This is a genomic window from Pseudomonas sp. GT1P32 (assembly GCF_054897805.1).
The window spans coordinates 464,229-476,078 of sequence record NZ_CM142704.1 but is presented as its reverse complement, the minus strand read 5'-3'; the positions used below and the strand labels follow the sequence as shown (position 1 = coordinate 476,078).

Sequence of the window (11,850 nt, the reverse complement as noted above, 5' to 3'; positions counted from 1 at the left end):
CGTCTCAGTCCTTTTTATCCAGTTCGTGGCCTTCCTGCTCACGATGCTTGGCAATCAGTTGCAAATTGCGCAGATACACAATGAAACCGAAGGACTGGCCGACAATAAAAACCGGGTCTTCGCGGTAGATTGCGTAGGCCAGCAGCAACGCACTGCCGATGATGCTCAAGTACCAGAAGGCGACAGGGATCACGCTGCGTTTTTTGTATTCGCTGTACAGCCACTGCAGGACAAACCGCCCGGTGAATGCCAATTGACCGACGAAGCCAATGGCCAGCCACAAAGATTCTCTGCCCATGTCAGACCTCGGACTCTTGTGCGTTGACTTCCAGGCGGGTGCGTTTTATCAGCCACCACACGCCGAACAAATCAAGGATGCCCACGAGTGCCCGGTCGAGATTTCCGTAGTTGGAAACCCCGGCGCCACGCTCACGGTGGTTCACCGGATGAACCAACATCCGGCCGTTGTGACGACGGATCAGTGCAGGAATAAAGCGGTGCATGTGATCGAAATACGGCAGGCGCAGAAACGCCGTGCGTTCAATCAATTTGATGCCGCAACCGGTATCGGGGGTCTGGTCTTTCAGCAGCCTGCCGCGCAGGTTGTTGGCAAATCGCGATGCCCAGCGTTTGCTCGCCGTGTCCCGACGGTTAACGCGGTGACCCGCCACCAGCTTGACGCCTCCAGGCTTTCCTTCGGAACCACGAACCAGGTCCAGCATTTTCGGCAGGTCGGCTGGATCGTTCTGACCATCGCCATCAAGGGTTGCCAACCAATGGCCACGCGCCACGCCAGCGGCGTGGTAAATCGAGGTGCTCTGACCGAGAGAGCGAGCGTGGCTGAGCACCCTCAATTGACTGTAGCCACTACTTTGCAAGGCTCGCAATTCGGTGGCGGTGGCGTCGGTACTCCCATCGTCAACCACAATGACTTCAAAGATCTCGTTGGCTAACGCGGCACGCACTTCCTCCAACAGAGGAATGAGGTTACCGGCTTCGTTTTTTGCCGGAATCAGGACCGACACATAAGGAGTTTCTTGCATGACGCTTCCATAAATATGGCTGAGTAGTGAATGGCTAAACGCCGTAATAGTTGCGATACCAATCGACAAACGATTGCACGCCAGTAGACACACTAGTCTGCGGACGGAAACCCACACGATCTTCCAGCTCGCGAGTGTCTGCCCACGTGTTAACGACGTCGCCTGACTGCAACGGCATGAAATTTTTTATAGCGCGCATTCCCAGCGCCCCTTCAATGCACTCGACAAATTCCAGAAGCTTCACCGGTGCACCAAAGCCGATGTTGTAAACCTTGTTTCGCGCTCCGGTCTCATCGTCAGGTGGCAGCGGTATCAAGCGCACAAGCCCCTCGACGATGTCGTCGATATAGGTGAAATCGCGAGACATCGCGCCGTCGTTGTACACGTCAATGGCACGACCTTTGAGAATGGCGTCAGTGAATTTGAACAGCGCCATATCGGGCCGCCCCCAAGGCCCATACACGGTAAAAAAACGCAGACCGGTAGCAGGAATGCCATAGAGATGCGAATAGGAGTGGGCCATCAGTTCATTGGCGCGTTTGGTCGCGGCATAGAACGACATCGGTCGATCGACAGAGTCGGTCGTGGCATACGGCAAGTGATCGTTCAATCCATATACGGAGCTGCTTGAGGCGTAAATCAGGTGTGCCGGCCTATGGGCGCGGCAGGCTTCCAACACGTTGAGGAATCCCACCAGATTGCTTTGCGCATATGTGTCCGGAGCGTCGATGGAATAGCGCACACCGGCTTGAGCAGCCAGGTGAACGACTTGCTCGAACTGGTTTTCAGCAAACAAATTCAACAACGCTTGTTTGTCACCCACATCCAGCAACTGGAACTTGAAGTTGCTGCAAGCAGCCAGCTGTGAAAGCCGAGCCTGTTTCAGTTCAACGCTGTAGTAGCTGTTGAGGTTGTCGATGCCAACAACCTGGTGGCCATCGCTACATAGGCGTTTGGCAGTATGGAACCCGATGAAACCTGCGACGCCGGTTACCAGTATTCTCATGCCTCTCGTCCTTCTTCATCTCTCCCAATGATGTAGCTGGACGGATCTGACGCCCCTTTGATGTCCTCGACACGAATGACTCCAGACAACTCACTGGCGACTTTTTCGTAGCCGACATGGCTAGCGTCAAAATCATTACCGCACATCCAACGACACACCTCGGCTGCGTGGTCGGGCTGTGCCAAACCGACGTAGCCACTACCAAGAACGGACACTTCCATAAATCACTCTGCTAGATGGCGAGGCTTTTCTGTACCTGCAAAGCCTTATAATCAAAAAGAAATGAAAATTTTGTGAGCGCCGAAGGTAAAGAGAGACGGGCCTGTAAATAACCTGCTTTAACAGGCCATAGGCATTCAGTAATACCCCGGTTTACCGGGCTGCGGGCGGTGCGCAGTCCGGGCATGTCCCCACCCCGACCAAACCTTGAGCTCTCGAAGATCGAAACGAACCATCGACTGGCGCGACAACGCAACGTATCGGCAGCCGGCAAATCGTTTAAACGAAATCACCTGTAAAAATCAAGAACAGCAAATACACAAATGAAGTAGACGTAATACAAGACGGCAAAAACCTGTAAGACTTTCACCATTAAAGGCGTGAGAGTGATCCTGCTTTTTAGTACCGGCCTAGTTCGTAGATAAACAATTTTCCGACCAGTTTTTCATGCTTCTTTCACAAAATCGCGCTTACCCTCAATGAATTCAGGCTGCTCTGTTCCGAGCTCCGGCTTGCCCCCCTCCCGGCACGAAAAACCTACTGGAGCGTTTGATCAAGTATTTCAGGTAACTGATTGATGCAGCTTTTCTTTTAGCGTCTATGCTGTCATTGGATCCATGTTTCTAGCCTCAAAGGCTATTCACTTTTCAGCCCCGAGGTGCCCATGAGTCAAGCGTTTCTTCCGTTCTCTCGCCCCAGTATCGGCGATGAAGAAATAGCCGCCGTAGAGCAAGTTTTGCGCTCTGGCTGGATCACTACCGGCCCGAAAAACCAGCAACTGGAGGAGCAGTTCGCCAACTACGTGGGCTGCCGTCATGCCGTGGCACTGTCCTCGGCCACCGGCGCCATGCATGTCACGTTATTGGCCTTGGGCATCGGTCCCGGCGATGAAGTCATCACGCCATCCCAGACCTGGGTCTCCACCGCCAACATGATCTGCCTGCTGGGCGCGACGCCGGTGTTCGTTGACGTTGACCGCGACACGCTGATGAGCAACGTGGAGCACATTGAAGCGGCCATCACCCCGCGCACCCGCGCAATCATTCCGGTGCATTACGCCGGTGCCGCGTTCGATCTCGACCCGCTCTACGCGGTGGCCGAAAAACACGGCATCCCCGTTATTGAAGACGCCGCCCACGCCGCGGGAACCCTCTACAAAAATCGTCAGGTCGGCGCGAAAGGCACGGCGATCTTCTCGTTCCATGCGATCAAGAACATGACCTGCGCCGAGGGCGCGATGTTCGTCACGGACGATGAAACCCTGGCCAACCGGGTGCGCATGCTCAAGTTTCACGGCCTCGGCGTCGATGCCTACGACCGCCTGACCCACGGGCGCAAACCCCAGGCCCAGGTGATCGAGCCGGGGTTCAAATACAACCTGGCCGACATCAATGCGGCCATCGCCCTGGTGCAACTGGAGCGCCTGGACGAAATCAACGCCAAGCGCACTGAACTGGCCAAGGCTTACCTGCAACGGCTGGAAGGCTCAGCGGCGCAACCGCTGGCGATTCCGGCCTACCCGCAACAGCACGCCTGGCACCTGTTCATCCTGCGCATCGATGCCGAGCGTTGCGGACTGGACCGTGAGGCGTTCATGAAAGCCCTGCAGGAACAAAACATCGGCACCGGCATTCATTTTATCGCCACTCACCTGCACACCTACTACCGCCAGCGATTCCCCAATATTTACCTGCCCAACACCGAATGGAACTCGGCGCGCCTGTGTTCGATCCCGTTGTTCCCCGACATGACCCTCGATGATGTCGATCGTGTGGTCGGCGCCATTGAAACCGTACTGGACACACACCTGTGAAACCTTATCCGATCCGTTGCGTGTCAATTGTCATCCCGGTCTACAACGAACAGGACAGCCTGCCTGAATTGCTCAGGCGCACCGAAGCGGCGTGTCAGCAATTACGCTACCCATACGAAATTGTGCTGGTCGACGACGGCAGTCGGGACGAATCGGCGCAGATTCTTGAAGAAGCCGCCAGTCGCGAATGCAGCCCGGTGGTCGCGGTCATTCTCAACCGCAATTACGGCCAGCACGCGGCAATCATGGCCGGATTCGAGCAATGCAAGGGCGACGTCGTCATCACCCTCGATGCCGATTTGCAAAACCCGCCCGAAGAGATTCCGCGGCTGGTGGCCCAGGCTGAGCTCGGCTATGACGTGGTCGCCACGGTGCGCGACAACCGCCAGGATTCGGCCCTGCGTCGTTGGCCGTCGAAACTGATCAACCTCGCCGTGCAGCGCTCCACCGGCGTCGCCATGAGCGACTACGGCTGCATGCTTCGCGCCTATCGCCGATCCATTGTCGAGGCCATGCTCGCCTGCCGTGAGCGCAGCACGTTCATTCCGATCCTGGCCAACAGCTTTGCCCGGCACACCACGGAAATCCTGGTGACCCACGCCGAACGCGAACACGGCGTATCGAAGTACAGCCCCATGCGCCTGGTCAATCTGATGTTCGACCTGATCACCTGCATGACCACCACCCCGCTGCGGTTGCTGAGCATCGTCGGTTTCGCCATGGCCGCTTTGGGCGTGCTGTTCGCCACGGCCTTGATCGTCCTGCGTCTGGTGTTCGGCGCCAGTTGGGCTGGCCACGGCACATTCGTGCTGTTCGCCGTGCTGTTCGTGTTCACCGGCGGCCAATTCATCGGCATGGGTCTTTTGGGTGAATACCTCGGACGCATGTACAGCGACGTCCGTGCCCGCCCGCGGTTCTTTATCGAAAAAGTCCTGCGCAGCCAGCCCGCCACTCCCGTTCCCGTTGTCACCGTTGACGGCCTCACTTCCACTTCTTCCGATCAGGTTCTCTCATGAGTGCAAAAGCTGTTGTTTTCGCCTATCACGATATTGGCTGTGCCGGCATCGAAACCCTGCTCGCCAGCGGTTACGAGATTGCTGCGGTGTTCACCCACGCCGATGATCCGAAGGAAAACGCCTTCTACGGCTCGGTTGCGCAACTGTGCGCCCGCCAGGGTATCCCGGTGCATGCACCGGAAGATGCCAACCACCCGCTGTGGATCGAGCGCATTGCCAAGCTCAACCCCGATTACCTGTTCTCGTTCTACTACCGCCATCTGTTGAGCGAACCGTTGCTGGCCACGGCCAGTAAAGGCGCGTTCAACCTGCACGGTTCGTTGCTGCCGCGTTATCGCGGTCGCGCGCCGGCCAACTGGGTGCTGGTCAACGGCGAAAGCGAAACCGGCGTGACTTTGCACCGCATGGTCAAACGTGCCGATGCCGGCGCGATCCTCGCCCAGAAAAAAGTCGCGATTGAGCGCACCGACACGGCGCTGAGCCTGCACGGCAAGTTGCGCGTGGCCGCCGCCGATCTGTTGCGCGACACGTTGCCGGCGTTGCTCACCGGGAAAGTCAGCGAGACCCCGCAGGACGAATCGAAAGCCACGGTGTTTGGTCGCCGCACCCCGGCCGACGGCAAACTGATTTGGCAAAAACCGGCCGAAGAACTGTTCAATCTGGTGCGCGCCGTCACCCAACCGTATCCGGGGGCGTTCTGCGCCGTCGGCGAGCACAAACTGATTGTGTGGAGCGCCGAAGTCGCCAAAGGCAATGAAGGCCTGGCGCCAGGCCGGGTCATCAGCGTCGATCCGTTGCGCATTGCCTGCGGCGAAGACTCGCTGCTGATCACTGCCGGCCAACGCAACGACAACGGCTTGTACCTGAGCGGCCCGCAACTGGCCAACGAACTGGGGCTGGTCGACGGTTCCGTACTGCGTGGTGCCGAGTCCGGGCGCGCGCCTCGACGCACCCGGGTGCTGATCCTCGGCGTCAACGGCTTCATCGGCAATCACCTGTCCGAGCGTTTGCTGCGTGACGACCGCTACGAGGTCTACGGCCTGGATATCGGCTCGGACGCCATCGAACGCCTGCGCAGCCATCCGCATTTCCACTTCGTCGAAGGCGACATCAGCATCCACTCCGAGTGGATCGAGTACCACATCAAGAAGTGCGACGTGGTTCTGCCGCTGGTGGCGATCGCCACGCCGATCGAGTACACCCGCAACCCGCTGCGCGTGTTCGAGCTGGACTTCGAAGAAAACCTGAAACTGGTGCGCTACTGCGTCAAATACAACAAGCGCGTGATCTTCCCCTCGACCTCGGAAGTCTACGGCATGTGCCAGGACGCCAAGTTCGACGAAGACACTTCCAACCTCGTGGTCGGGCCGATCAACAAGCAACGCTGGATCTACTCGATCTCCAAGCAATTGCTCGATCGGGTGATCTGGGCCTACGGCCAGAAAGGCCTGAACTTCACCCTGTTCCGCCCTTTCAACTGGATGGGCCCGCGCCTCGACCGACTGGACTCGGCGCGCATCGGCAGCTCCCGGGCGATCACGCAACTGATCCTCAACCTGGTGGAAGGCACGCCGATTCGCCTGTTCGATGGCGGTGAGCAAAAACGCTGCTTCACCGACATCGCCGACGGTGTCGAAGCGTTGGCGCGGATCATCGATAACGACAACGATGCCTGCAACGGCCAGATCATCAACATCGGCAACCCGGATAACGAAGCCAGCATCCGTCAGTTGGGCGAGGAGCTGCTGCGCCAGTTCGAAGCGCACCCGCTGCGCAACAACTTCCCGCCGTTCGCCGGGTTCCGCGACGTTGAAAGCAAGGCGTTTTACGGCACCGGTTACCAGGACGTGTCCCACCGCAAACCGAGCATCGACAACGCCAAGCGCCTGCTGGACTGGGCGCCGACGGTCGAGATGAGCGAAACCATCGGCAACACCCTGGATTTCTTCTTGCGCGAGGCGATGCTCGAACAAGCGGACAAACGCTGATGCAGGCAGGTCTTCGAATCGATGTCGACACCTACCGTGGCACCCGTGAGGGGGTGCCACGACTGCTGGAAATCCTCGATGAAGCGCAGGTCAAAGCGACGTTTTTCTTCAGCGTCGGGCCGGACAACATGGGGCGCCATTTGTGGCGCCTGATCCGCCCGCAATTCCTGTGGAAGATGCTGCGCTCCAACGCCGCCGGGCTGTACGGCTGGGACATCCTGCTGGCCGGCACCGCATGGCCGGGCAAACCCATTGGCCGCGACCTCGGGCACTTGATGCGCCAGGCCCGGGATGCAGGCCATGAAGTCGGCCTTCACGCTTGGGATCACCACGGCTGGCAAGCCAATGCCGGGCGTTGGAGCGACGCGCAACTGATCGAACAGATCCGCCAGGGCGTGGACACACTCGGCGACATCCTCGGGCAAAAAATCGAGTGCTCGGCGGCCGCCGGTTGGCGTGCGGACGAGCGCGTGATCGAGGCCAAGCAGGCTTTCGGTTTTCGCTACAACAGCGATTGCCGTGGCCACAGCCTGTTCCAGCCGACTCTGGCCGGGGGTGGTTTGGGGGCACCGCAGATTCCGGTGGACCTGCCGACCTTCGATGAAGTGGTTGGCCCGACGGTCGCGGCCAAGGACTTCAACGGGTTCATCCTCGATCGATTCTCCCCTGAAAAACTCAACGTCTATACGATCCACGCCGAAGTAGAAGGGATTCTGATGGCCAACGATTTTCGTCAACTGCTGGCCGCTGCGCGCCAGCGAGGTATCCGTTTTCAACCCTTGGGCGACCTGCTGCCCAAGGCGCCAGGCACCTTACCGACCGGTCGCGTACTGCGCGGCACGCTCGACGGTCGTGAAGGCTGGCTCGGAGTACAAGGCGTATGAGCAAGCGCTGGGCATTGCCACTGCTGCTGGGCCTTTTCCTGTTGGGCTACCTGCTGCCAATGGGCACCCACGGTCTGTGGATTCCCGATGAAACCCGCTACGCGCAGATCAGCCAGGACATGCTCCTGAGCGGCAACTGGGTGTCGCCGCATTTCATGAGCCTGCGCTATTTCGAGAAACCGGTGGCCGGTTACTGGATGATTGCTGTCAGTCAGGCACTGTTCGGTCAGAACCTGTTCGGCGTGCGCTTCGCCTCTGCCCTGAGCACCGGGCTCAGTGTGTTGCTGTGCTACCTCATCGCCCGCCGGTTGTGGAACGATCCGCGCAAGAGTTTTGCGTGCGCACTGCTGTACATGAGCCTCACCGTCATCGCCGGCGCTGCGGGCTACGCCAACCTCGATCCGCAATTCACCTTTTGGGTCAACCTGAGTCTGGTGGCCTTGTGGTTTGCCCTGGACAGCGCCGGCCGTGGCCAGCGCCTTGCCGGCTGGGGCGTGCTGGGACTGGCCTGCGGCATGGGTTTCATGACCAAGGGTTTTCTCGCCTGGCTGTTGCCAGTGCTGATCGCCCTGCCCTGGATGCTCTGGCAAAAACGTTGGCGTGAACTGTTGATCTACGGCCCGCTGGCCATTGCCGTGGCCATCGCTGTCAGCCTGCCCTGGGTCCTGGCGGTGCATGCGCAGGAACCGGACTACTGGCGATTCTTCTTCTGGCACGAACACATCCGCCGTTTTGCCGGGGACGATGCGCAGCACGAAGCGCCGTGGTGGTACTACTTGCCGTTGCTGGTGGCGTTCAGCCTGCCGTGGGTGGCGCTGTTGCCACCGGCGCTCAAGCAAGCGTGGCAAACACGTCGCCAGGCAAATATCGCTTTCCTGTTGCTGTGGCTGCTGATGCCGCTGATCTTTTTCAGCCTGAGCAAAGGAAAACTGCCGAGCTACATCCTGCCGTGCCTGTTGCCGCTGGCTTTGCTGCTGGGTCATGCACTGGCCGACCGACTGCAACTGAAACAGGGGCGAGCCCTTGGCGTTAACGGTTTACTGAACCTGCTGCTGGGTCTGATCACACTGGTCGCGCTGGTCTACCTGCAACTGAAAAAACCGCTGTACGACCATGAGCCACACAACCTGGTGCTGGTGTTCATCGGCCTGATCAGCTGGATCATGGCCAACCTGCTGCAAGCGTTCCGGCCTTTGCAATGCTGGGCGGCGCCGGCGTTCGGCAGTCTGCTGCTGATCGGTCTGCTGCCTGCCGGACTGCCCAAGTCCGTGGTCGCTAACAAAATGCCCGACCAGTTCATCCTCGAACACCTTCAGGAGCTCGGTCAGACCGACAATCTGCTGAGCAACGATCTGGGTGCTGCATCGGCCCTGGCCTGGCGCCTGAAACGCCCGGACGTGGCGTTGTACAACACGATAGGCGAGTTGAAATATGGCCTTGCCTACCCTGACGGGATACAGCAGCGCGTCGACCCCGATCGCGTACAGCAGTGGATGCGCGAGGCCCGCAGCAGTGGCTCGGTCGGGGTGGTCATGCGGGTCAAGGGTGACGAGGAACGGCAAGAAATCGAACAGCTACCCAAGGATGGCAAACGCTATGAGCAAGGCAATCTGGTCATTCTGATCATCCCTCAGGGTGCGCCATGACCCTGTTGCTGCTGCTGGCCGCCTGCCTGTTGACCTGCCTGGGCCAGATCGCCCGGAAGTACGCCGTGGAAAGTTGGCGCGGCAAGACGTCGGGCTGGGGCGACAAACTGCGCTCGCCGTGGCTGTGGCTGGCGCTCGGCGCTCTTGGGTCGGGATTGCTGGTGTGGCTGCTGGTGTTGCAACGCCTGGAAGTCAGTATTGCCTACCCGATGCTCAGCCTCAACTTCGTACTGATCACCCTGGTCGCACGGTTCGTTTTCCACGAGACCGTCGACCGTCGTCATTGGCTGGGCGTGACCCTGGTGATGGGCGGCGTGGTTCTGCTGGGGCAACACACATGAACCTGCGTCGCGGAATCACCTTCGCCCTGGGCAGTGTGCTGCTGGTCAGTGCCGCACAGCTGGGCATGCGCTGGAGCATGAGTCGCCTGCCCTCCCCTGAACAATGGTTGACTGCCAGCCTCGATCTGACGGCGATCGCCGTGGTGCTCGCCGCCATCTTCGCTTATGCCCTGTCGATGCTCTGCTGGCTTGTCGCCCTGAAAGATTTGCCGTTGGGCCGTGCCTACTCACTGCTGAGCATCAGCTACGCGCTGGTCTACCTGCTGGCCGCCAGCCTGCCAGTGTTCAACGAAGATTTCAGCCTCTCGAAGAGCCTGGGGGTGGCCTTGGTCATCCTCGGCGTCATTACCATCAACTCTCGACCTGCTCACGCGCCCGAACTCAGGAGTGCCTCATGAAAATCAGCGTATTCGGAAGCGGCTATGTCGGCCTCGTCCAGGCAACCGTCCTGGCAGAGGTCGGTCATGATGTTATCTGCATGGACATCGACTACGAAAAAGTAACAGCCCTTAATCAGGGCCAAGTCAGCATCTTCGAACCTGGCCTGGCTGAACTGGTCAAGAACAACTTGGATAACGGACGGCTACGCTTCACCTGCGAAGAAAAACTTGCCGTTGAGCATGGTCAGGTTTTGTTTATTGCTGTGGGCACGCCCTCGCTACCGGACGGCTCGGCGGATTTGAGCTGTGTCTTTTCGGTGGGCGAAGCCATCGCCCGGCACCGCAGCGAGCCCATTATCATCGTTGAGAAATCCACTGTGCCGGTAGGCACAGGTGATGCCCTGCGCGACCGGATTATCGAGGCCCTGCGACGCTACGACCAAACACTGGATTTCGATATCGTCTCCAATCCAGAGTTTCTCAAGGAAGGCTCGGCCGTCGCCGATTGCCGACGCCCTGACCGCATCATCATCGGTTGCGAGCGTGATGATGTACGCGACGTGATGCGCGAGCTTTATGCCCCGTTCAATCGCAACCATGACCGAATCATGTTCATGGACCTGCGCAGCGCCGAGCTGACCAAGTACGCCGCCAACTGCATGCTGGCGACCAAGATCAGCTTCATCAACCAGATCGCCGAACTGGCCGAACACCTCGGCGCCGACATCGAATCGGTGCGCCTGGGCATCGGCGCCGACTCGCGCATTGGCTACGACTTTATTTATGCCGGTTGCGGGTATGGCGGCTCATGCTTCCCCAAGGACATGCGCGCCCTGATCCACAGCGCACAACAGGCTCATTGCTCCAATGATCTGCTGCAGGCCGTTGAGGCGATCAACCAGCGGCAGAAGCACAAGCTGTTCGAGCGCATCAATGCGTTCTACAAGGGTGATTTGCGCGGCAGGACTTTCGCTGTGTGGGGCCTGGCATTCAAACCCAACACCGATGACATGCGCGACGCGCCCAGCCGCGTGCTGATGGAAGATCTGTGGGAAGCAGGCGCACATGTCCGGGCATTCGACCCTGAGGCGATGCAGCAGACCCAATCGTTGTATCAGGACCACCCTAATCTGAGCCTGATGGGCACACCGGAAGCAACGCTCAGTGGTGCCGATGCGCTGATCATTTGCACCGAGTGGCAGCAATTCAAGGCGCCGGATTTCGACTTGATCCACAAACGGCTCAAAACCCCTGTGATCTTCGATGGCCGCAACCTGTACGACGCAGAACGTCTCGCACACCGGGGCTTCCAGTACTTTCCGATGGGGCGAGGCGACTCGCGCAAGTTGCCCATTCCGCAGCAAAAGTGGAAGGCCAGCGTCGCGCTTTGATTGCTGAAACCCGGGGCTGGTGTCATGTGACGCAATGTTTGCGGCACCGGGTTCATCAGGCAATGTTGAAAGGATTAAAGGAAAGTTTGTTCAGCTCGCCATAATCCAAATGACGGCTCTGGG

At 59.0% G+C, this 11,850-nt stretch carries 12 protein-coding genes; 8 read left to right on the top strand and 4 right to left on the bottom strand.

Annotated features, from left to right (window positions below; translation table 11 throughout):
• Window positions 1-4: 4 nt before the first annotated feature.
• Genes ACYZUC_RS02255 through ACYZUC_RS02240 form a run of 4 tightly spaced genes read right to left on the bottom strand, consistent with a single transcriptional unit; the run spans window position 5 to window position 2,270 of the window.
• Window positions 5-298, bottom strand: coding sequence for a lipid-A-disaccharide synthase N-terminal domain-containing protein (locus tag ACYZUC_RS02255; protein WP_461993197.1), 294 nt, complete (start codon window positions 296-298; stop codon window positions 5-7).
• Window position 299: 1 nt separating this feature from the next.
• Window positions 300-1,043, bottom strand: coding sequence for a glycosyltransferase family 2 protein (locus ACYZUC_RS02250; protein WP_461993195.1), 744 nt, complete (start codon window positions 1,041-1,043; stop codon window positions 300-302).
• 34 nt (window positions 1,044-1,077) lie between these two features.
• The gene (locus tag ACYZUC_RS02245) at window positions 1,078-2,049 is read right to left on the bottom strand and encodes an NAD-dependent epimerase (RefSeq protein WP_461993193.1); all 972 of its coding nucleotides are present in this window, start codon (window positions 2,047-2,049) and stop codon (window positions 1,078-1,080) included.
• A complete protein-coding gene (locus tag ACYZUC_RS02240; RefSeq protein ID WP_461993191.1) occupies window positions 2,046-2,270 on the bottom strand; it encodes a hypothetical protein in 225 nt (74 codons plus the stop codon). Before ACYZUC_RS02240 ends, ACYZUC_RS02245 begins: the two co-directional genes overlap by 4 nt.
• A gap of 662 nt (window positions 2,271-2,932) precedes the next feature.
• Here ACYZUC_RS02240 and arnB point away from each other — a divergent pair.
• Genes arnB through ACYZUC_RS02200 form a run of 8 tightly spaced genes read left to right on the top strand, consistent with a single transcriptional unit; the run spans window position 2,933 to window position 11,727 of the window.
• Entirely contained in the window at window positions 2,933-4,081 is a 1,149-nt protein-coding gene (gene arnB / locus ACYZUC_RS02235; protein WP_461993188.1) for a UDP-4-amino-4-deoxy-L-arabinose aminotransferase, read from the top strand.
• The gene (arnC, locus tag ACYZUC_RS02230) at window positions 4,078-5,097 is read left to right on the top strand and encodes an undecaprenyl-phosphate 4-deoxy-4-formamido-L-arabinose transferase (protein ID WP_461993185.1); all 1,020 of its coding nucleotides are present in this window, start codon (window positions 4,078-4,080) and stop codon (window positions 5,095-5,097) included. The genes arnB and arnC overlap by 4 nt, the downstream gene beginning before the upstream one ends.
• Window positions 5,094-7,085, top strand: coding sequence for a bifunctional UDP-4-amino-4-deoxy-L-arabinose formyltransferase/UDP-glucuronic acid oxidase ArnA (gene arnA, locus ACYZUC_RS02225; RefSeq protein ID WP_461993183.1), 1,992 nt, complete (start codon window positions 5,094-5,096; stop codon window positions 7,083-7,085). The genes arnC and arnA overlap by 4 nt, the downstream gene beginning before the upstream one ends.
• Entirely contained in the window at window positions 7,085-7,969 is an 885-nt protein-coding gene (arnD, locus tag ACYZUC_RS02220) for a 4-deoxy-4-formamido-L-arabinose-phosphoundecaprenol deformylase (protein WP_461993181.1), read from the top strand. The genes arnA and arnD overlap by 1 nt, the downstream gene beginning before the upstream one ends.
• Window positions 7,966-9,615, top strand: coding sequence for a lipid IV(A) 4-amino-4-deoxy-L-arabinosyltransferase (gene arnT, locus ACYZUC_RS02215; protein ID WP_461993179.1), 1,650 nt, complete (start codon window positions 7,966-7,968; stop codon window positions 9,613-9,615). Before arnD ends, arnT begins: the two co-directional genes overlap by 4 nt.
• Complete coding sequence (gene arnE / locus ACYZUC_RS02210) at window positions 9,612-9,956, top strand: 4-amino-4-deoxy-L-arabinose-phosphoundecaprenol flippase subunit ArnE (RefSeq protein ID WP_461993177.1); 345 nt, start codon at window positions 9,612-9,614, stop codon at window positions 9,954-9,956. Before arnT ends, arnE begins: the two co-directional genes overlap by 4 nt.
• A complete protein-coding gene (gene arnF, locus ACYZUC_RS02205) occupies window positions 9,953-10,354 on the top strand; it encodes a 4-amino-4-deoxy-L-arabinose-phosphoundecaprenol flippase subunit ArnF (RefSeq protein WP_461993175.1) in 402 nt (133 codons plus the stop codon). Before arnE ends, arnF begins: the two co-directional genes overlap by 4 nt.
• Window positions 10,351-11,727: a UDP-glucose dehydrogenase family protein gene (locus ACYZUC_RS02200; protein WP_461993173.1), complete on the top strand. Its 1,377-nt coding sequence runs from the start codon at window positions 10,351-10,353 to the stop codon at window positions 11,725-11,727. Before arnF ends, ACYZUC_RS02200 begins: the two co-directional genes overlap by 4 nt.
• Window positions 11,728-11,850: the final 123 nt, after the last annotated feature.